The following is a 22357-nucleotide window of genomic DNA, read 5'->3' as shown; positions in this document are numbered from 1 at the left end:
TAGTAATACCTAAATTATTTATAAATCATAGATTTTATTATATAAATCTTTATAGATTTCTTTAATAATCTTTCTTTTCATTTTCATTGTTGGGGTTAAATGTCCACCTTCTAAAGACCATACATCTGGAGTTAGCTCAAAACGTTTAATTTGTTCCCATTTACCAAATTTACAATTACAAGTATCTAATTCTTTTTGTATGCGAGATTTTATAATATCTGAATCACAAATCGCTTGGTTCGTTTTTTCAATATTCTGATTTTTTCTATCAATCCAGTCTTTTATAAAAATAAAATTTGGTTGTATGAATGCTGCTGGCATTTTTTGTCCTTCACCAATAACCATAACTTGTTCAATAAAACGAGATTGTTTTAAATCATTTTCAAGTAGCGTAGGTATAACGTATTTTCCACCAGATGTTTTAAACATTTCTTTTTTGCGACCAGTAATTTTAAGAAATCCTTCAGAATCAATTTCACCTTTATCTCCTGTATGAAAATAATCTCCAGACATTACCTCGTTAGTTTTTATTTCGTCTTTAAAATAACCTAACATTACGTTTCGTCCTTTAATAAGGAGTTCGCCATCATCAGCAATTTTAACTTCTACACCTTTTATTGGCTTTCCAACAGTTCCAATTTTAAAATGTTTGTTTTTATACATTCCAACTGATACAACAGGAGAAGTTTCTGTTAATCCATAACCTTCCATAATATTCATTCCTGCTGCAGAAAATACTCGAACTAATCTTGGTTGTAGTGGTGCAGAACCAGAAACCATTGTTGTTAATTGTCCTCCAAGTGCATCTTTCCACTTACTAAAAATTAATTTTCTAGCTATACTTAATTTAAATTCATACCACGAACCATTTTCCTTGTATGGTTTCCATTGTTCACCTAATTCAATTGCCCAGTGGAATAGTTTGTGTTTTATACCAGAAAGTTCATCTCCTTTTGCATAAATTTTGTCGTAGACTTTTTCTAACAGTCTTGGAACCACACTCATTAGGTTAGGTTTTATTTCTTTTGCATTATCTCCAATTTTATCTATGCTTTCAGCAAAATAGATTGTAGCACCTGCGTATTGATAGACATAAATTAAGACGCGTTCAAAAATATGACAAATAGGTAAAAAGCTTAGAACACGTGTTTCTCCATCTTCTAATGGTACTCTTGGAATACTATTTAAAACGTTACTTGTAATATTATCATGAGATAACATTACTCCTTTTGGTTTTCCTGTAGTTCCAGATGTATATATTATAGTAGCTAAATCTGTTGGTTTAACAGCATCTTTACGTTTTTGAACTTCATCTTGATTACTTTTGTCCTCTCCTAATTTAAATAATTCTGAGTAGTGTTTGCAACCATCAATATCATCAAAACAGTACACCTCTTTTAATTGTGTTTTGTCTTTTACTTTATTTACTTTGTCTAATACTTCTTTGTCTGAAACAAAACAATAAATTGCTTCACTATGATTTAGGACATATTCATAATCTTCAGCAGAAATTGTTGGGTATATAGGAATGTTTTGTGCTCCAGTTTGAAGAATACCAATATCCATAATATTCCATTCTGTTCTATTAGTAGAAGAAATTACGGCAATTTTATCATTCTTATTAATTCCTAAGCGTAATAATGCACGACTAACTGCATTAGCATTATCTAAATATTCTTTGGTGGACGTTTTAATCCATTCTCCTTTTTTTTTAGTGACTAATGCTGCCTCTAAATTATGTTTTTCAAGTTGATAGTATGGGAAATCGAATAAACGTGTTATTTCTGTCATTATAATTGTCGTGAGTATATATTATAGTACGGCAGCAATTTACAATAATATATAGCACAAAAAAACCGAATTTTTAAAAATGATGAAAAATGAATAATAAACATAGCGGATAACTTAGACTCTAAGTACTATCTTAGATGCTTGTATTTACACAAATATTTTATGGTTTTAAATTAAAAAAGTATTAGTTTTACCTAGAATTGAGGGAATCGTGTGAAATTCACGAACTGTCGCGCAACTGTAACCTTTTATAGGAAGTCAGATTACTCAATCCAAATTATATAAACCTTCTACTTTCGCGAAATAAAGTATATGGTATCTGTTTTTTAAATATATCTTTTTATTTAAAAATAAGGCATCGTTTTTAATTTCAAAAAAGCAGTTAAAACTTTAAAACGATGAAAAAAAATTATTTTTTTGCAACATTATTTCTAATATACTCTACATTAACAATTAGTCAGAACATATTTTCTAATGGGGATTTTGAAAATTATTACAATTGCCCTAACACTTTTGGCCAAAGCAATCTAATTATAGGATGCGTTAATTCACATGATACTCCAGATTATTATAATTGTACTATGTATCCTGGTTATGCTAATACAGGTACGGGAAGTGTTTATTTAGGAAGTGTAAAATATGCAAGTTCTGTAACTCATGAAGGTGTAAATTTCGAACTGGATACACCTTTAGAAATTAATAGAGAATATACCATTAAAATAGCGGTGAATTATGGTTCTAAATACCACGGTACTGGTTTTATTGCTAATCAATATCTGGGATGTTATACATTAAGATTCGATTTTTCTATGAGTTCCGCAAATACAGGTATTCCAAATAGTTATAGTTATGAATTGGATACCGAAAATGTTCAAACTAACGAAAATACAACTTACTATAATTATACGTTTACATTTACGCCTACAGAAGCTAGTGAATATTTATATATTGTAACTACGCCTACAACAAAAACGATGAGTAATGATCCTGAATGTTTAGGTACTGTTTTTTATAATTTAATTGATAATCTTAGTATTGTACCGACCGACTTATTAAGTACAGAAACTTATAATTTAGATACATTTAGTATGTATCCAAATCCTGTTAAAGATAAATTTCAGATAAAATTACATAACGATACAATTAATTCAGTTTTAATATATAATGTGGTAGGGAAAGAAGTGAAATTTGGAATTACTAAAACTAATAATGGTAAAACAGCAGAAATTGATTTTAGTAATTTAGCTAATGGATTATATTTTGTAAAAATAAATAATACCGTAAAGAAGTTTCTGAAAATTACAACCTAACTATGTCTAACCTTAAAGTTTAAGTTGTAAGGTTAATCCACTAAAATACAATTGTCTATCTGTCTCGATAATACGAGTAACGATATTGGTTGCTAGAGGTAAATTAGCCGCGATAGTTTTTGTGATATCAGAGTAATATGGATGATTTATATTAGCTATAGTGTTATACCCAGAAGTTATAGATCCATCTCCTGTGGCATCACTAGTTTTACTAGCAGTACCTCTGTTAATTTTTATAATTATTATCCTGCATCTGTTTACTTTAATATTCTTTATCAAGAATATTAAAGGGTTTTAAAAAAGGATAAAAAATATCATTAAAAAATAACTATGGTAAAAAAGAAACAAAACCTAATTAATTGTTTTAAATACATTTAATGAAGTCAAAACTATTGTTTTAGTCAACTCTAAAATTTATACCATTTAGACTAACATACGTATTTCCTGATTGTCTAATAATTACTTGCCCACTAGAATTAATATCTATTCTAATAGATTCGTTCAATCGTTGACCTGTAGCAGTAATTCTTCCTGTTGGTTGGTATCCTGCTGGTAATGTGAATATTACTTCATCTTGAATTATGATGCTACTTTTTATTGCCATTCCGTCTATATATACACGTCCGTTATGTTTGTAATAAGTTACACCTTCATATCCAGATCCAAAGTCACTCCAATTGGTAGCATACGAAACTCCATTTTCAGTTTCAATTGTCTCTGATGAATAATTAGCATCTGCATATTCTTTAGTTATTAAAGCTTTGTCATCTGTAATTTCTGCTACATCAAAACTTGGTGCTGTAATAGTACCGTTTTTTAATACTGTTAATGCATTCGCTCTATTTGAATCGTCTACACCATTTCCTATTTCAAATACCGATTCCGTAGCGATCCAACTATCAGGAGTTCCTCCTCCAATATTATATTGACCTATAGATAAAGAGGATTGTGAATTAGCATTTGTTCTTTCTCCCATTGCAGTTGAAAGATATCCTGTAGCAGTAGTTAAAAAACCAAATGCTACAGAAGTTCCTCCAGATGCAGTAGTTCCAATACCAAATGCTGCAGAATGGATTCCTGAAGCATTAGTGTTAGAACCAAATGCTGCAGAAGTATCTCCTGAAGCATTAGTTCTTTCTCCTACTGCAAATGAACCAAATCCTGTTGCTCCGAAACTACCAGACATTGGTATGTTATAAGAAAGATCAACAGCATATCTTCCTATGTTTCCGAAGCCAAGGATGTTTCTTGATAAACGCCAACCTGTACCATTACCTTGGTCTATAGCTTCTAAACCCGTTGGAGTAGTGTTGTTTGTTTCAAAATATTCTTTTGTAATTAAAGCTTTATCATCAGTAATTTCAGCTAAATCAAAACTTGGTGCCGTAATTATTCCGTTTTTTAGAACTGTCAAGGCATTAGCTTTATTAGCAGCATCAGTACCATTTCCAATTTCAAATAATGATTCTGTTCCTATCCAAGAGTTTGCACTTCCTCCACCAATATTATAATGGCCTATAGCGGTAGATCCCCAAGAATTTGCATTTGTATTTTGCCCCATTGCTGTAGCATAATTTCCTGAAGCATTTGTATTGCGACCCATTACTGTTGAATATGGCCCTGAAGCAATTGTATTATGTCCCATTGCTGTTGAATATGACCCTGAAGCAATTGTATTCTGCCCCATTGCTGTGGAATAATATCCAGTAGCATCTGTACTAAACCCCATTGCTGTAGCAAAAATTCCTGAAGCCTCTGTACTATGTCCCATTGCTGTTGAATAATTTCCTGAGGCTTCTATAAATCTTCCTAGTGCTACAGCATGTTCTCCCGTAGCTCCATAAGTAGTGCTTGCACCATCTGAGAAACTTAAATCAATTGCATTTTTACCAATATCACCATAGTATTCGGCTGTTCTTCCTGCTATAATTAAGCCTCCATTGTCAGTTGTATCATCTGTTTCATCTAAATATACTAAACCAGAGATACTTGTTTCAAAATATTCTTTAGTTATTAACGCCTTATCATCAGTAATTTCAGCTAAATCAAAACTTGGAGCCGTAATGGTTCCATTTTTTAACACTACTAAAGCATCACTTTCACTTGCTAGTGCAGTACCGTTTCCTACAACAAGAACACGATCTGTTTCTTCAAACGCTATAGCACTTGTAGGTGTTGTTGGTACATTAAATGTTCCTATAGATACTTGTGTAAAACTTTCAGCAACTGTTCCATCTCCCATTGTTACAGCTCCATTACCAGAAGCTGATGTTTCATTACCCATTGCTGTTGCAATATGACCAGATGCTATGTTTGAAACTCCAATGGTTGTAGATGCATTACCTAAAGCACTTGTGTTCCAGCCAGTGGCGGTAGAATATAACCCAGTTGCTCCTTTAGAAGCACTAGCCGAGTCTGAGTAACTTAAATCTACAGCATTATTACCTATGTTTCCATAATTATCGGCTATTCTTCCAATTTTAATCAAACCATTACCATTTCCTTCATCTATAGTTTCTAAACCCGTTACATTATCAGCAGTAGCAGCATTTAATGCATAGGGTACACTTAATAATTGTGTAGTTCCTAAACTTACATACGTTGTTCCACCAATTGGATCGATACTTACTTCTAAAAAATAAGAATCTGATGACCAATCTATTGTATTAAATGTATCTGACGTTGTTCCTTGCCCAACAATTACATTGAACATTCCATAATTGTTTGTTGTTGGTGAATGAGTTTCAGTATAAATTATAGAACCCATAGTTGTAGTTTGTCTCAATTGAAATTGTACACCAATAGTTGTGTTGACTATAATATCTCCAGCTGTATCACGGATTACAGATTGATAATTAAATCCTTCTGGGGTTTGTGCGAATGAAAATGATACAATAAATAATATCATTAGCGAAAAGAAATGTTTTTTAGTCATAATGGTTGAGTTATATACAAATATAATATAAAAAAAGAAGCTACTTAATAGCTTCTTTTTTTTATAAGTTGTTGAAAATTAACTGTTTTTAATCCATTTTCTAGCGTTAACAAAAGCTTCTAACCAAGGCGAGACTTCGTCTTTTCTGTTTTTCGGATAGTTTGCCCAATTCCATTGAAACGTAGAACGTTCTATATGTGGCATTGTAACTAAGTGTCTTCCAGTGGTGTCACACAACATTGCGGTGTTAAAATCAGAACCATTTGGATTATTTGGATAGCCAGCATAACCATATTTAGCAACTATGTTATACTTTTCTTCACTGTAAGGTAAATTAAATTTTCCTTCGCCATGAGAAATCCAAACACCTAATTCTGTCCCTGCTAAACTTGATAGCATTACGGAATTGTTTTCTTGAATTTTAACAGAAGTAAAAGAGCTTTCGTGTTTTTTAGAATCGTTATGTATCATTTTTCCATGTTGCTCGTGTTCTGGATTAATTAAATCTAATTCCATCCATAACTGGCAACCATTACAAATTCCAACAGATAATGTATCTTCTCTTTTAAAGAAGTTTTCTAAAGCTGTTTTCGCTTTTTCGTTATATTTAAATGCACCAGCCCAACCTTTTGCAGATCCTAAAACATCTGAATTTGAGAATCCACCAACAGCTCCAATAAATTGAATGTCTTCTAAATTTTCACGACCAGAAATTAGATCGGTCATATGTATATCTTTAACATCAAAACCAGCTAAGTACATAGCGTTTGCCATTTCGCGCTCTGAGTTAGATCCCTTCTCACGAATAATAGCTGCCTTAGGTTTTACTGTAGAAGCTGTACCAATGATGTCTTTTAGTTTTCCTGTGAAATTTTCTGGGAATGTATATTTTAATGGTTGATTTTTAAAGTTTTCAAAACGAGCATCTGCTAAATTGTTTGCTGTTTGTTTTCTATCTAATAATAATGATGTTTTAGACCAAGCATCTCTTAATCTTGAAACAGTTAATGTAAATACTTCATTATTATTAATAATACTTAAGAAATCAGCCTCAACTACTTTTCCAATATTGAAAAATTCTATTCCAGATTCAGATAAAACGTTTTCTATTGAAGCGTCTTTAGACTGAATTACAATTCCAGAATTCTCAGAGAATAATAATTTAATAGAATCTTTTTCATTTAAAGCAGATAAATCTAATTCTGCGCCTAAATTAACATCAGCAAAACATAACTCTAATAAAGTTGTAATTAATCCACCAGAAGCAACATCATGACCAGCAACAATTTGCTCATCAACTATTAATTTCTGAATGGTATTAAAAACTGTTTTTACATAAGTAGCACTTTTTACATTAGGTGCTTCTTTTCCAATCGTATTTAATATTTGTGCAAAAGAACTTCCACCAAGTTTAAAGTTGTCTTGAGATAAATTAATATAATAAATGTCTCCTGCATTAGGTTGTAAAACAGGTTCTACAATTTTAGTAATATCGTTACAGTTTGCCGCAGCTGAAATAATAACTGTTCCCGGAGAAATAACGTCTTCGTTAGGATATTTCTGTTTCATAGAAAGCGAATCCTTTCCAGTTGGGACATTAATACCTAGTTCAATAGAAAACTCTGAAATTGCTTTTACAGCCTCATATAAACGAGCATCTTCACCTTCATTTTTACAAGGCCACATCCAATTTGCTGATAATGATACATTTTTAAGTCCTTGGTTTAAAGGCGCCCAAATTAAATTGGTTAATGCTTCAGTAATAGAGTTTCTACTTCCAGCTTCTGGATTAATTAGTCCTGAAATAGGCGAGTGGCCAATACTTGTAGCAATGCCTTCTTTTCCGTTATAGTCTAAAGCCATAACACCAACATTGTTAAGCGGAATTTGTAACGGACCAACACATTGTTGTTTTGCTACTTTTCCACCAACACATCTATCTACTTTGTTTGTTAACCAATCTTTAGAAGCAACTGCTTCTAATTGTAATACTTGGTCTAAGTAATCGTGAAAGTTTGCCGAATTATAATCTAAATCTTTATAGTTTCTATTAATGGTTTTGTCTACCATTATTGTTTTTGGAGAACTTCCAAACATATCTTCTAAAGCTAAATCCATTGGCTTGTCGCCTTTAGTTTTAGACTCAAAAGTAAATCTATCATCGCCAGTCACATTTCCAACAGTGTACATTGGAGAACGTTCTCTATCTGCAATTTTTTGTAACGTACCAATATGTTTCTCACTAATAACTAATCCCATACGTTCTTGAGATTCGTTACCAATAATTTCTTTGGCAGATAAGGTTGGATCTCCAACAGGTAAAGCATCTAAGTCTATTTTACCGCCAGTTTCTTCAACTAATTCGCTTAAACAATTTAAATGTCCACCAGCACCATGATCGTGAATAGAAACAATGAAATTTTCGTTGCTCTCTACCATTCCACGAACTGCATTCGCGGCACGTTTTTGCATTTCTGGGTTAGAACGTTGGATAGCATTTAATTCTATACCGGCACTATTTCCACCAGTATCAGCAGACGAAACTGCAGCTCCACCCATACCAATGCGGTAATTTTCTCCACCAAGAATAACTATTTTATCGTCAGTGTTTGGTTTATCTTTTAATGCTTGTTCAGCTTTACCGTAACCAATTCCGCCAGCTTGCATTATAACTTTATCAAAACCTAATTTACGAGCTTCTTCTTCGTGTTCAAACGTAAGTATAGATCCGCAAATTAATGGCTGACCAAATTTATTTCCAAAATCTGATGCACCATTGGAGGCTTTTATTAGAATATCCATTGGTGTTTGATATAACCATTGGCGTTCTTCCATTCCTTTTTCCCAAGGTCTGTTATCTTCTAATCTAGAATATGAAGTCATATAAACTGCAGTTCCAGCTAAAGGTAAGGAGCCTTTTCCTCCTGCAAGTCTATCTCTAATTTCTCCACCAGCACCAGTTGCAGCACCATTAAAAGGTTCTACGGTTGTTGGGAAATTATGTGTTTCTGCTTTTAAAGATATTACAGATTCGTAGTCTTTAGTTTCGTAAAAATCAGCCTTATCTGCACTTTTAGGAGCAAATTGTTCTACAACAGGACCTTTTACAAACGCTACATTGTCTTTATAGGCTGAAACAATTTTATTTGGATTGACTTCAGATGTTTTACGGATTAATTTGAATAATGATGTTTCTTTTTCTTCTCCATCAATAATAAAAGTTCCATTAAAAATTTTATGACGACAATGTTCTGAATTTACTTGAGAGAATCCAAAGACTTCAGAATCTGTTAAAGAACGACCTATTTTAGTTGCTACACTTTCTAAATATTCAACTTCATCGTCACTTAAAGCTAAACCTTCCTGTTTATTATATGCTGATATATCATCAATATTTAAAATAGCTTCGGGCTCAATATTAACCGTAAATGTGTCTTGATGTAGGCTATTAAATTTTTCAAAAATCATTGGATCGAAATCTTTAAAATCTTCAGATGAGGTTTCAAATTCTTCGATTCTAACAATGTCTGAAATCCCCATATTTTGAGTAATTTCTACAGCGTTAGTACTCCAAGGTGTAATCATAGCTGCTCTTGGGCCAATAAAAAAAGCATCGATAGATGCTTGTTCAAGTTTTGGTTGGTCGCCAAATAACCATGATAATTTTGAAATAGTTTCGGTTGATAATTCTTTTGTTGTTTGAACAGCAAATAATTTACTGTTTGTGTTTCCAAAGAAATGAATCATTTATATGATGATTTAGTTTGATTATTAATAATGCAAATTTAATTTTTTTACAATTAATAGCCTCTAATTTTTCAAACTTAATTTTTCATTTATTCACTATGTTATAAACAAAAAAAAGAGCTTTAAATAAAGCTCTTTTTTGTTTTATGTAGGTGTTTTTTTATTTTTTAATCAACTGTTTTGTAGTAGTTCCTGTATCAGATTTTAATTTTACTATATAAACACCAGAATTTAAATTCTCTAAATTAATAGTGTTTGCATTTGGTGTAGTTTTAGTTGATAAAATATTTTGACCTAATACATTGTATATTATTACATCTAAATTTTTATTTGAAGATATATTTATAACGTTATTTGTTACTGGATTTGGATAAATTGAAACAGAATTATTATCTAAATTAAAGTTGTTTGTTGATAATACATTCTGCCAAATTTCATATACATAACTAGGATTGTCAATAAATGGATTTCTGTTGTTATGTTGAGTAAAAATCGCATTATTTCTATCTATTTCACGCTGAGATACAGGATCTTGAATATGCCAATTATAAAGCGTTTCTAAAAAAGGTTGTGCAATTGCTTGGTTTGCTGTACCATCAAACATATCATAAGAACCGTAACTTGTTAAATCGTCTTCGTAACGCGTTACAAAATAAAAATATATTCTTGCAATATCACCTTTAAATTCATCAATTGGTTCAAAAACAGTGTTTGTATAACCAGATGTATAATCTGCGTTTCTACTAGGACCAATTTTAGTGCCGTTAGTAAAATTTTGTGTTGCTGCATTTGTTTCGCCATAAGGTGTTATGTTCCTTTGAGCATTAATGTATTTATCCGCTGGTATTACAAAATGCGCATCACTACGTTCAGGAAAACTACCGCCAAACACTGAGTTTGGAATGGTGTGTTCTCTATTAAATCTTTGACCTTCTGCATTCCCAAGCATTCCATCGTCTTGTTGAGCACTTCCATAAATATATTCATAAGAATCTGCTTCAGACGGTTTTTCAGAATACATATCAAGTAAAGGCTTGTTTGAAGCTGGAATAGGACCAGAATGGTCATAATAAATATCTACATCTGATAGTTCATAAGTATCGTATAAATCGCCATAACTTAATTGAATAGATTGGTATTCTGGGCTTAATCCGTCATTATTATCATCAATTATATCTTTTAATTGTGTTTTTAGTGTATATCCAGATCCAATAGCAGAATTATAATATCCTGCAGGAATTTGTGCTAAAGCAATATTAAATGCACCTAATAGTGCAACTAAAAAGTATTTTTTTTTCATCTAATTGTATTTGTTATTTATTACGCTGAAGTAATGCCATATAAAAACCATCAAATCCAGCTTCGCAAGATAGAACTTTTTTATCTTTTATTAAACTAAAATCATTCGGTTTAGATAAGAATTTTTTAACTTGATCTTGATTTTCAGACGGTAAAACAGAACAAGTTGCGTAAACCAATTGCCCGCCAGGTTTAACCATTTTAGAATATGACACTAAGATTTCCTCTTGTGTTTGTCTAATACGATCTAAAAATTCTGGTTGAAGTTTCCATTTAGAACCAGGATTTCGACGTAATACACCTAAACCCGAACAAGGAGCATCTATTAAAACAGCATCTGCTTTATCGTATAATTTTTTTATAACTTTATTAGAGTCTATATGTCTTGGTTCAATATTATGAGCGCCATTTCGTTTTGCTCTTCGTTTCAATTCTTTTAATTTATGATCGTAAATATCTAAGGCAATAATTTGGCCTTTATTTTCCATCATTGCTGCAAGATGTAATGTTTTTCCTCCAGCTCCAGCACATGTGTCTACTACTCGCATTCCTGGTTTTATATTAAGAAAAGGAGCAACTAATTGCGACGATGCATCTTGAACTTCAAAATGACCTTTTTTAAATACTTCTGTAGTAAATACGTTAGCTCTTTCTCTAAGAATTAAAGCATCAGGATAATCTTTATGTTCATCGGTTTCAATATCTAAATCAAATAATTCTGCTTTTAACTTGGCTTTAGTTGTTTTAAGTGTATTAACTCTTAAAATAACTTGAGCTAATTGATTTAAAGAGTTAATTTCTTTAGACCAAACTTTATCTCCTAACTCTTTTACGCCTAGCTCATCCATCCAGTCAGGAATAGATTGTTTTATGCGTCTAGTTTTAGATAATTCATCAAAACGACCTTTAATACGTCTTAATGGTGTTCCTTCAAAATATTTCCAATCTGGTAATTTTATTCCTTTTAAAGTTGCCCAAACAGCAAACATTCTCCAAATATCATCTCTAGAGAAAGGTTCTTTGACCTCTGCTATTTCTGCGTAAAGACGTTTCCATCTTACTATATCGTAAGTGGTTTCTGCTACAAAACCTCTATCTCTGCTTCCCCAACGTTTATCACGCTTTAAAAGTGTTTGCACTACTTTATCTGCGTATTTTCCTTCGTTAAATATTAATAATAAGCCATCTACTGTGGCAAAACATAAGTTTCTGTGTAATCTCATTAGTGTTATATTTAGCTAAGATTAATTCTATAAATGAATAATTTTAAGCTGTTTGGCTATAATTAAAAGCCTACAAAGGTACATTTTTAATGTGTATCTTGTGATTTGAAATAGACTTAATTATTAAGTTTTAATTATAATAAGAAAAAACCAGGATTAGCCCACAAGTTTTTTATTATGAAAACATCTAAAGATGTTAATAGAAGTAAATAAAAATATTTTTTGACAGAAACAGAATTCATTGAAGCGTTAATTTTGAAGTCGCCAAAAGCATATAGTAAGCTTTTGGACGATTATCAACAAAAAGTGTTTTCTACATGTATATCTTTTGTTCCAAACACAGAAGATGCTGAAGATATAGCTCAAGATGTTTTTATTGAAGTTTTTAATTCTATTCATAAATTTAAAGGAAATTCTAAATTATCTACTTGGATTTATAGAATAACAACTAATAAATGCTTGGAGTTTATAAGGAAACATAAAACTAAAAAGCGTTTTGGTTTTTTACAATCTCTATTTAGTGAAGATTTTTCTATAGACAAAACCAATTATCATACGGATATAAAACATCCAGGTATTGTATTAGAACAAAAAGAAACTTCTGCAACTATTTTTAAAGCTATAAATACTTTACCGGAGCAACAACGGTTAGTTTTTACGTTACATAAAATCGACGGTAAGAGCTATAAAGAAATTAGTGAGATAATAGAGAAAAGTATAAATTCAGTAGAGTCTTTAATGCATAGAGCAAAGCATAATCTAAAACAAAAACTAGACTATTTTTATAAAAATGAATTCTAAACGCAAGTTTTAAAATTTTATTTCATCTAAAGAGATATGAAAACAACAAAAAAAATTGAAGAAAAAACAGCAGCAGCATTTAATAGTTTAGATACTATATCTGCCGTTAAAGTTTCGCCTTTTTTTAAAGAACGTACTTTAAATCTTCTTTTTAAAGAAGAAGAACAAAAAGTAACGCTTTTGGAACGTTTTTTATCGCCTCAAATACAATTTGTAGCTATAATGGCAATTGTTTTAATTAATGTAGTTACTATTTATAATTATTCTGAATCTAATTATAATAGTGATTTAAATACGTTTTCAGAATCTTATAATTTATCTGTATCAGAAGAATCTTTAATTCAGTTTTAAAAATGAAAAAAAATAGTATCCTATATCTACTTATTATTGTTCTAGTAATTTCTAATGCTGTGTTTGTGTTTCTTCATTTTAAGAAACATAATAGAGGAGAAAGACATAATCCAGGGAGTTTTATAGCTAAACAGTTAGATTTTAATGAATCTCAAATGATTAAGTTTGAAGCTTTAAATAAAGATCATGAAAATGAAATGAAATCAATATTTAAAGAAACAAAAAAAATAAAAGATCAATTGTTTACTAATATTGGAAATGAAGGTTATTCTACTAAAGAATTAGATAGTTTAACAAACAGTATGGGTTATAAAATGTCTTTGAGAGGAAAAATAACTTTCAATCATTTTAATGCAATTTTAAAAATTTGCGAGACAGAACAACAGAAAAAGGACTTTAAATCTATTATTAAAAAGGCCATGCAAAGAGGAAAGCCAAATAAATAATAGTTGTTTATTAAATAAAATAATATTTAACTGAAAAGCTTTACAAGAAATTGTGAAGCTTTTTCTATTTTAGACTAAACCTAATAATAAATTTAAAGAGATGAAAAAGTTACTAGTATTGCTATTTGTTGTTACTATTCTGTCTTGTGGTGAAAAAACTAAAAAAGGCATTAAATCTATTGAAAAAGTGAAACCTTTTAATAATGTTGAAGTTAACCATTTAGTTGAAGATTCTCTATTGAATGTTAGAGCAATGGATACCTGGGGAAGTAGTTTGATTATTGCAACTTCATCAGGAAAAGTAATAATCGTTTCTGACCCTATAACAATTCCAATTCCACCTGTGAAATTGATTGAGAGGAATAAGATTTATGATTCGTTGCAAGTTAATTTTAGAGCAGTGTCTACAAATGGTGGAAGTATCTTTTCATTAGGTATTGCTTCTCCAACATTATTATTTAAAGACGAAGAATTAGTCTATCAAGAAAATCATCCAAAAGCATTTTACGATGCTATGGATTTTTGGAACGATAATGAAGGTATAGCCATTGGAGATCCAACAGATAATTGTATGAGTATTATAATTACCCGAGATGGCGGAAATACCTGGAATAAATTGCCTTGTAGTAATTTGCCAAAAGCTAAAGAAGGCGAAGCTGCTTTTGCTGCAAGTGATACTAATATTGCTATAGTAGGCGATAAAACTTGGGTTGCTACAGGCGGAAAAGCAAGTAGAATATTATATTCTCCAGACAAAGGATTAACATGGGAAGTTTTTAATACGCCAATAGTACAAGGTTTAGAAACTACAGGGATTTATTCTATAGATTTTTATGATGAATTAAACGGATTTGCAATTGGAGGTGATTACACCAAGCCAGAAGATAATGCTGCTAATAAAATAAGAACTAAAGATGGCGGAAAAACGTGGCAATTAGTAGCAGAAAATGCTAATCCTGGTTATAGAAGTTGTGTGCAATATGTTCCAAATAGTAATGCTAAAGAATTAGTTGCAGTAGGATTTAAAGGAATAGATTATAGTAGCGATTCTGGTAATACTTGGAAGCATTTATCTGATGAAGGTTATTATACGATTAGGTTTTTAAACGATTCAACAGCTTACGCAGCTGGAAATGGACGTGTAAGTAAATTAGTTTTTAGATAAAAATGTAATTTATAGATACTAAAAAAAGGAAGAATTAATTTCTTCCTTTTCTGTTTCTTAATCGTCCTTTGTATTCTTCAATCATTTTTAGCTTAAAACTTCGTTCAGCTTGTATTAATTTGATTATTTTTTTTGCTGGAATAACATTATAAAGTTCAGTGATAAATTTTTTCTGAAGAGACGTTTTTTCTGCTTCTAGTTTTAACATATTTTCTATTAATCTTTTAGAGTCTGCTTCTGATAAATTATTAGAATTAGTGTTTTGATTTAAATTACCTTCAGACTTTCTTAATGTTGCTTTTTTTAATTCGTAGGCATTGTAAATAGGCCAAAATTTTTGAGCTTGATCAGAACTTAAGTTCAAACTCTGTGTAATATGAGCTATTTTTAAAGTATTTATTTTTTCTCTTTTGTTTTGTGAAAAACTAGTTAAAGAAAAGCATAAAGCAAAAATAATAATGGATATAGATTTTTTCATAATTATAAGTTTATTCGGTTATTATATCTTCTAGGTCAACGTTATCAAAATACGTTTCAAACTCATCTGAATCAATAGTTAGAAAGTCAGATTCTTCCAGACTTATATCGTCTAAAAATAATGCAAAGTCTTCTGTAGATGTTTCGCTTAAGACAAACGTTTTTATTGTATCGTTTTCTAAATCTTCAAAAGTGTTAGAAGGATTTTTTAAAGTTAATGTTAATAATAAAGCAACAGTTGCAGCTATACTAGTAGCTAAAAATAGTTTTCTTCTATTAAAAATAGAAATTACTTTAGGAGATTTAGATTCTATTAGAGTTGTGTCTATTTCAAAATTTTCTAAATAGTTTTTAGGTGTTTTAAATACTTCTTTTTTTACAGTGTTTAATTCTAGTTCTGTTTGAAGTCTATCTTCAAAAGAATCGAAATAACCTTTAGGTATTTTAAAACCACTGTTGTTAGTGTTTTTTTTACTCTCCATACTGTTTAGACTTAAATGTTTTTAAAAGGTTTAATTACTTTTTAAATAAGCTTCAATTTTCTTAGAAGCAATATGATATGATGCTTTTAAAGCACCTTCGCTAGTCTCTAAAATATTAGATATTTCCGAATATTTTAATTCCTGAAAGTATTTCATATTAAAAACTAATTGTTGCTTGTCTGGAAGAGTTGAAATAGCTGTTTGTAATTTTAATTGAATAGCATCACCTTCAAAATAAACATCCGCTTCTAAGTTATTTATAGCCAAGTCTTGTGCTTCTTGATTAGTAATTCTTAAGCGTTTAGCATTTTTATTTATATGCGTAATAGATTCATTAGTTGCAATTCTATATAACCAAGAGTATAATTTAGAATCGCCTTTAAATTTAGATATGTTTTTAAAGACTTTAATAAACGTGTTTTGTAAAACATCATCCGCATCATTGTGAGACTTTACGATATAACGAATATGCCAATACAAACGTTCTTTATATGTAGATACAAGTATGCTGAAAGCTTTTTGTCTTGTGCTTTCATTTATTAAGTTTTTAACTAATTCTTGATCGTCTATCACAAATCTGTTTTAGTAGTATGACTTAGAATTTAAAAAAAGGTTTAATTCTGATTTTAAATTTATTCAAAACTTTGCATTTCTACCAACTTTCTATAGATACCATTTTTAGCTAATAATTCTGTATGGTTACCTTGTTCTGCAATTTCACCTTTATGCATAACTATAATTGTGTCTGCATTTTGGATAGTAGATAATCTATGTGCAATTACAATAGATGTTCTGTTTTTCATCATATTTTCTAAAGCCACTTGAACTAAGCGTTCACTTTCTGTATCTAAAGCAGATGTAGCTTCGTCTAAAATCATAATAGGCGGATTTTTTAAGACTGCTCTTGCAATACTTAAGCGTTGTTTTTGTCCTCCAGAAAATTTATTTCCAGAATCTCCAACATTTGTATTTATGCCATTAGGTAAATCTTTGATAAATTCCCACGCATTTGCAATGTTTAACGCTTCTTCAATTTCTTGATCTGTAGCATCTTGTTTTCCTACTAAAAGATTTTCTTTTATTGTATCATTAAATAAAATAGAATCTTGAGCAACTATACTCATTAATGATCTAACTGATGATGTTTTTAAGTTTTTAATATTTGTGTTATCTATTAAAATTTCTCCTTTAGTTACATCATAATACCTAGGTGCTAAGTTTGCTATTGTACTTTTTCCACTACCAGATTGACCAACTAAAGCAACTGTTTTACCTTTTTCTATAGTAATTGAAAAGTTTTTTAAAACATAATCATCTTCATATTTAAATGATACATTTTTAAACGTAAGCTCTTTTTCAAAACTTGAAATTTCTTTACTGGTCGATGAATCTTTTAACGGATTAACAGTTTCAATAATTTCTAAAACTCTTTCCGCAGAAGCATTTCCTCTTTTAACACTATAACTAGCTTTACTTATTGCTTTTGCAGGAGTTAATATTTGATACGCTAAAGCCATAAAACCTATAAAAGAGCCACCAGAAAGCGTTTCTTCAATAAGAACCATATGTCCACCATACCATAATAATGTAGCAATAGTTACAACGCCTAAAAACTCACTTGTAGGAGATGCTAAATTCTGCCTATTCATTAAATCGTTATTAAACCCAAATAATCTTTGAGTTGAAGATTTAAATATGTTAAAAAATCTATTTTCAGCATTATAGCTTTTTATAATTTTTAAACCCTGAATACTTTCTTCTAAAATGGATAAATAAACACCTCTTTCCTTTTGTGCTAGTTCAGACTGTTTTTTTAATTTTTTACCTATTGCAGAAATTATTAGTCCAGCAACAGGAATAAAAATAAAAACAAATAAGGTTAATTTTACGCTTAAAAAGAGCATAGCTACAATAGCAAATAAAATAGTTAAAGGTTCTCTTACTAACAGTTCTAAAATAGAAAGAAAGGAATGTTGAACTTCCCCAACATCTGATACTACTCTGGAAATTACATCTCCTTTTCTTTTCTCTGAAAAATATGCTATTGGTAGCGTTACAATTTTGTTAAACAATTCATTTCTAATGTCTTTAAGTAAACCATTTCTTAAGAATGTGATAAAATACATTGCTAAATAACCAAAAAAGTTTTTTAGAAGAAACAACGATATTATAATTGTAACCATAAAAAACAATGTGCTTTCTGCACCATCATTCGTAAGTTTTGAAGTTATTGTGTAATTAAATGAGTCAGCAAAAAAATCTTTTAAATCGCTAACACCAGTATAAATTGGCTTAGTTGTAATTTGTGTATTTTTGTCAAAAATAACATTAATCATTGGTATTAATGAAACCATTGCTAACGTACTAAATAGTGCATAAAACACATTACAGATAATATTTAGAAAAGCATATTTTTTATAAGGTAATGCGTATTTAAGAATTTTTTTTAGATAATCCATTTAGTTCAGTTTCAAGTCTGTTAAGATAGCTTCAATTTTTTGATCTAATTGCTTTTCAATGATATTAAACTCTTCAATAGAATTTAAAGTTGAATTAACGCTTAAATAAAATTTTATTTTCGGCTCTGTTCCGCTAGGTCTTAATGCTATTTTACTACCGTTTTCTGTGTAATAGATTAGAACATTAGATTTTGGAATATCTAATTCTGTTTCTTCATTAATTTGAAGGTTCTTTGAAAGAGATAATTGATAATCCTCAATTAAAACTACTTTTTCTCCAGCAACCTCTTTCAAAGGGTTTTCTCTGGCATTAATCATCATTTGTTTGATTTGATTTGCTCCTTCAATACCTTTTTTAGTTAGCGATACTAAATGTTCTTTGTAGAATCCGTGTTTTTTGTAAAGTTCTAAAAGTGTCTTGTAAATAGAACTATTATTTGCTTTTGCGTGAGCTGCAATTTCACAAGCTAATAGAGTAGAGGTGTTGGCGTCTTTATCTCTAACAAAATCACCAACCATGAACCCAAAACTTTCTTCTCCGCCACCAATAAAGTGTTGATTAGGAAAATCTTTAATCATTTTTGCAATCCATTTAAAACCAGTTAAGCCAATTTTATAATCTACTTTATATGCGTTTGCTAATTCTTGCATCATTGGAGTAGAGACAATAGTGCTTGCTATAAATGGATTGTTTTTGTCTTTTTTATAATTTTGAAGTAAGAAATCCGTCATTAAAACCATTGTTTGGTTTCCATTTAAGATAATCAATTTTCCGTTTAAATCTCTAACAGCAATTCCAAGTCTGTCGCTATCAGGATCTGTTCCTATAACAATATCAGCATTTTTTTCTTCTGCTAATTCTACAGCTAATTTTAAAGCTTCTGGTTCTTCTGGATTAGGTGATTTTACTGTTGGAAAATCTCCATTAGGTTCACGTTGTTCTTCAACAATATATACTGTATTATATCCAGCTCTTTTTAACGTTTCTGGAACAGTTGTTATAGATGTCCCGTGTAAAGATGTAAAAACAATATTTAAGTTTTTTCTAGCTTCATTTGTAGTGAAATCCGCATTTTTAACTGAAGCATCTATAAAAACATCATCTACAGATTTACCAATGTTTTCTATTAAAGCAGGATTTGCTTCAAATTTAATTTCAGAATACTCTAAGTTATTAATTTCATTTATAATAGCATTGTCTTGTGGCGGTACTAATTGTCCGCCATCTTCCCAATATACTTTATATCCATTATATTCTGGCGGATTATGAGAAGCTGTTAGTACAATTCCACATTGACAATCTAAATGCTTTAGTGCAAAAGACAGCTCTGGTGTAGGACGTAAATCTTCAAATAAAAAGACTTTAATACCATTTGCAGAAAATACATTAGCAACTATTTGTGCTAAACTTTTACTGTTATGTCTACAGTCGTAAGCTATAACAACTTTAATATTTTTATTAGGAAATGATTGGTGTAAATAATTACTTAAACCTTGTGTGTTTTTACCTAATGTATATGGGTTAATTCGGTTAGTGCCTACGCCCATAATTCCTCTCATTCCACCAGTTCCAAACTCTAAATCTTTGTAAAAAGACTCTTCTAAAGCTTTAGGGTTTTCTGTTTGTAATATTTTAATTGTGTTTTGCGTATCTAAATCGAAAGTTGGTGTTAACCAATTATTTATACGTTGTTCTAACGTGCTATTTGACTGGGTCATGAATTATAAAAATTGAAATGCAAAAGTACGAAATTTGAAAAGAAGTAAGAATTCTTAAAAATTTAATTCTTCATTTACCAGATAACGTTTTGTGTCTTTTTTTGTTCTTAAAATAAGCTCGCCTAGAAAACCAGCTATAAAAAACTGAGTTCCTAATAGCATTGTAGTTAAGGCTATAAAAAACTGAGGTCTATCTGTTATTAATCGTCCATAAGGATTGAAAAACAGTTTGTCTATACCTAAATATGTGGTAAATATAAATCCAATAATTAGCATAATAATACCTAAAGCACCAAATAAATGCATTGGTCTTTTTCCGAAACGTGATAAAAACCAAATAGTAATTAGGTCTAAAAACCCGTTAACAAATCGTTCTGCGCCAAATTTTGTTTCGCCATATTTTCTGGCTTGATGTAGAACTATTTTTTCACCAATTTTAATAAACCCTGCATTTTTAGCTAAAACAGGAATGTATCTGTGCATTTCGCCATTTACATCTATGTGTTTTATAACATCATTTTTGTAAGCTTTAAGTCCGCAATTAAAATCGTTTAATTGCACACCAGATGTTTTACGCGCAGCCCAATTAAAAAGTTTAGATGGTAAGTTTTTTGTAAGTTTATTATCGTAGCGTTTCTTTTTCCAGCCAGAAATTAAGTCAAATCCATCTTTTATAATAAGATTATAAAGTTCTGGTATTTCTTCTGGATTATCTTGTAAATCAGCATCCATTGTTATGATTACATCACCTTTTGATTTCTTAAAACCAGCATGTAAAGCTTGAGATTTTCCGAAATTTTTTAAAAAACGAATACCTTTTACGTTAGGATTTTTTGTACTTAAAGTTGATATTATATTCCAAGATGTATCTGTGCTACCATCATCTATAAAAATAATTTCATATAAAAAACGATTGGATTGCATAACTTTAGCAATCCAATCGTGAAGCTCTAAGAGCGATTCTTCTTCGTTAAGTAGTGGTATAACTACTGATATATTCATTTTTGTAGTTTGATATATTTACTCCAAAGATAAAATATTTATTGACTTATTCTTCTGTCTTTTTAATTATTGCAGATGAAATTAGACCAACAATACTATATCCTATCAATTGAAATATAAAAGACTGTAATACATTTCCAATAGAATACATGTTATCTTGTTTTTCAAACTCCTCAGCTACAGCAGCAATAGCATTACTGTCTGCTCCAAAGTCCTTCATCATGTTTATTTGTTTTTCCATTACTGCTTCTTTTAAAATATTTGCAGCTTCAGGATCTACAAAATTAAAAATAACAATATAAACTATAGAGCTAATTAATAATGCAATCACTAATGTTATAAAAAAAGCAGTGAATGCTTCTTTAAATGAAATAATTCCATTTTGTGCCTTTTTAGTAGAAATAGAAGAAAATATTGATGTTGCTAATACTAAAATTAATAATCCAATTCCTAGCCACATGTTAGTTAATAAAAGCACGTCCATTGCGTAACAAATTGCCGTAATAATAGCTAATCCTACACCTAAATAAAGACCATAATTTACTGCAATACCTTTAATTGATTTTTCCATAATTTTGATTGTTTTTGAGTTGATTTGCTTATTAGTCTGCAAGATATTAAATTTGTTACAAATAAAATGTGAAATATTTTTTAGAAAACATTGTGGTTTTGTAAAAAAGTATGTAAATTTGCACCTCGAATTTACAATACAATAATAAAGCATTAAAGCGATGAAAAAAGATATACATCCAGAAAATTATAGATTAGTAGCATTTAAAGATATGTCAAACGATGATGTTTTTTTAACTAAATCTACTGCAAACACAAAAGAAACTTTAGAAGTTGATGGTGTTGAGTATCCTTTAATTAAAATGGAAATTTCAAGAACTTCTCATCCTTTTTATACTGGTAAATCTAAATTAATAGATACAGCTGGTCGTATTGATAAGTTCAAAACAAAATACGCAAAATTCAAAAAATAATTTAGTTGTTAATATTTTTATTAAGAGCCTTTTAGTTTTACTAAAAGGCTTTTTTTATTCTAGTTAATTAAATTACTTTTGAAATACATTTACTTTAAATAGTTTTAAAAATGAATTATATTCTTTTTGATGGTGAAAACCGTAATCATTTACTACCATTTACATAT

19 protein-coding genes and 1 riboswitch are annotated in these 22357 nt (G+C 30.1%); of the genes, 6 read left to right on the top strand and 13 right to left on the bottom strand.

All coding sequences use genetic code 11. The features are described from left to right. Nucleotides 1–18: 18 nt before the first annotated feature. Nucleotides 19–1791 (bottom strand): AMP-dependent synthetase/ligase, encoded by a 1773-nt coding sequence (locus ACFDSN_RS00900; RefSeq protein ID WP_375237934.1) that lies wholly within the window; start codon nt 1789–1791, stop codon nt 19–21. A 178-nt stretch (nt 1792–1969) separates the two neighbouring features. Further along, a riboswitch (adenosylcobalamin (AdoCbl) riboswitch) is annotated at nt 1970–2112 on the top strand. A 77-nt stretch (nt 2113–2189) separates the two neighbouring features. Between ACFDSN_RS00900 and ACFDSN_RS00895 the strand changes: the two genes are divergently transcribed. Continuing rightward, entirely contained in the window at nt 2190–3101 is a 912-nt protein-coding gene (locus ACFDSN_RS00895) for a T9SS type A sorting domain-containing protein (protein ID WP_375237933.1), read from the top strand. 12 nt (nt 3102–3113) lie between these two features. Here the strand turns inward: ACFDSN_RS00895 and ACFDSN_RS00890 are convergent, their stop codons facing one another. The 5 genes from ACFDSN_RS00890 to ACFDSN_RS00870 form a co-directional block, all read right to left on the bottom strand. Further along, nucleotides 3114–3380: a hypothetical protein gene (locus tag ACFDSN_RS00890; RefSeq protein WP_375237932.1), complete on the bottom strand. Its 267-nt coding sequence runs from the start codon at nt 3378–3380 to the stop codon at nt 3114–3116. A gap of 118 nt (nt 3381–3498) precedes the next feature. Continuing rightward, nucleotides 3499–6009, bottom strand: a complete 2511-nt coding sequence (locus ACFDSN_RS00885; RefSeq protein WP_375237931.1) for a hypothetical protein — start codon at nt 6007–6009, stop codon at nt 3499–3501. Nucleotides 6010–6114: 105 nt separating this feature from the next. Next, nucleotides 6115–9783, bottom strand: coding sequence for a phosphoribosylformylglycinamidine synthase (gene purL / locus ACFDSN_RS00880; protein WP_375237930.1), 3669 nt, complete (start codon nt 9781–9783; stop codon nt 6115–6117). A 160-nt stretch (nt 9784–9943) separates the two neighbouring features. Further along, on the bottom strand, nt 9944–11083 hold the full coding sequence (locus tag ACFDSN_RS00875; protein ID WP_375237929.1) for an endonuclease: 1140 nt from the start codon (nt 11081–11083) through the stop codon (nt 9944–9946). 13 nt (nt 11084–11096) lie between these two features. Further along, the gene (locus ACFDSN_RS00870; RefSeq protein ID WP_375237928.1) at nt 11097–12305 is read right to left on the bottom strand and encodes an RsmB/NOP family class I SAM-dependent RNA methyltransferase; all 1209 of its coding nucleotides are present in this window, start codon (nt 12303–12305) and stop codon (nt 11097–11099) included. Nucleotides 12306–12527: 222 nt separating this feature from the next. Here ACFDSN_RS00870 and ACFDSN_RS00865 point away from each other — a divergent pair, with 222 nt between their 5' ends. The 4 genes from ACFDSN_RS00865 to ACFDSN_RS00850 all read left to right on the top strand — a co-directional run bounded on the left by ACFDSN_RS00865 (nt 12528) and on the right by ACFDSN_RS00850 (nt 15068). After that, nucleotides 12528–13106, top strand: coding sequence for an RNA polymerase sigma factor (locus ACFDSN_RS00865; RefSeq protein ID WP_375237927.1), 579 nt, complete (start codon nt 12528–12530; stop codon nt 13104–13106). Between the two features lie 36 nt (nt 13107–13142). Further along, nucleotides 13143–13457 carry a hypothetical protein gene (locus ACFDSN_RS00860; RefSeq protein WP_375237926.1) on the top strand — a complete coding sequence of 105 codons (315 nt, stop codon included), beginning with the start codon at nt 13143–13145 and terminating at the stop codon, nt 13455–13457. Between the two features lie 2 nt (nt 13458–13459). Beyond that, nucleotides 13460–13903 (top strand): Spy/CpxP family protein refolding chaperone, encoded by a 444-nt coding sequence (locus ACFDSN_RS00855; RefSeq protein WP_375237925.1) that lies wholly within the window; start codon nt 13460–13462, stop codon nt 13901–13903. 100 nt (nt 13904–14003) lie between these two features. Continuing rightward, complete coding sequence (locus ACFDSN_RS00850; RefSeq protein WP_375237924.1) at nt 14004–15068, top strand: WD40/YVTN/BNR-like repeat-containing protein; 1065 nt, start codon at nt 14004–14006, stop codon at nt 15066–15068. Nucleotides 15069–15102: 34 nt separating this feature from the next. Here ACFDSN_RS00850 and ACFDSN_RS00845 read toward each other — a convergent pair whose 3' ends face one another. Genes ACFDSN_RS00845 through ACFDSN_RS00815 form a run of 7 tightly spaced genes read right to left on the bottom strand, consistent with a single transcriptional unit; the run spans nt 15103 to nt 21778 of the window. Then, nucleotides 15103–15546: a Spy/CpxP family protein refolding chaperone gene (locus ACFDSN_RS00845; RefSeq protein WP_375237923.1), complete on the bottom strand. Its 444-nt coding sequence runs from the start codon at nt 15544–15546 to the stop codon at nt 15103–15105. Between the two features lie 10 nt (nt 15547–15556). Continuing rightward, nucleotides 15557–16027, bottom strand: coding sequence for a hypothetical protein (locus tag ACFDSN_RS00840; protein WP_375237922.1), 471 nt, complete (start codon nt 16025–16027; stop codon nt 15557–15559). 30 nt (nt 16028–16057) lie between these two features. Further along, a complete protein-coding gene (locus ACFDSN_RS00835) occupies nt 16058–16600 on the bottom strand; it encodes an RNA polymerase sigma factor (RefSeq protein ID WP_375237921.1) in 543 nt (180 codons plus the stop codon). Nucleotides 16601–16659: 59 nt separating this feature from the next. Continuing rightward, nucleotides 16660–18486 carry an ABC transporter ATP-binding protein gene (locus ACFDSN_RS00830; protein ID WP_375237920.1) on the bottom strand — a complete coding sequence of 609 codons (1827 nt, stop codon included), beginning with the start codon at nt 18484–18486 and terminating at the stop codon, nt 16660–16662. Continuing rightward, nucleotides 18487–20205 carry a phospho-sugar mutase gene (locus tag ACFDSN_RS00825; RefSeq protein ID WP_375237919.1) on the bottom strand — a complete coding sequence of 573 codons (1719 nt, stop codon included), beginning with the start codon at nt 20203–20205 and terminating at the stop codon, nt 18487–18489. A 54-nt stretch (nt 20206–20259) separates the two neighbouring features. Further along, nucleotides 20260–21207 (bottom strand): glycosyltransferase family 2 protein, encoded by a 948-nt coding sequence (locus tag ACFDSN_RS00820; protein WP_375237918.1) that lies wholly within the window; start codon nt 21205–21207, stop codon nt 20260–20262. Nucleotides 21208–21253: 46 nt separating this feature from the next. Continuing rightward, on the bottom strand, nt 21254–21778 hold the full coding sequence (locus ACFDSN_RS00815) for a DUF4199 domain-containing protein (protein ID WP_375237917.1): 525 nt from the start codon (nt 21776–21778) through the stop codon (nt 21254–21256). 160 nt (nt 21779–21938) lie between these two features. On the opposite strand from ACFDSN_RS00815, the gene ACFDSN_RS00810 reads away from it, so the two are divergent. Beyond that, the gene (locus ACFDSN_RS00810) at nt 21939–22190 is read left to right on the top strand and encodes a type B 50S ribosomal protein L31 (RefSeq protein WP_375237916.1); all 252 of its coding nucleotides are present in this window, start codon (nt 21939–21941) and stop codon (nt 22188–22190) included. The last annotated feature ends 167 nt before the right edge of the window (nt 22191–22357 follow it).

This window comes from Aurantibacter sp., assembly GCF_042094015.1.
Taxonomy (GTDB): Bacteria; Bacteroidota; Bacteroidia; order Flavobacteriales; family Flavobacteriaceae; genus Aurantibacter.
Note: the sequence above shows the minus strand (reverse complement) of the source record. Positions and strands in the feature narration are given on the sequence as shown.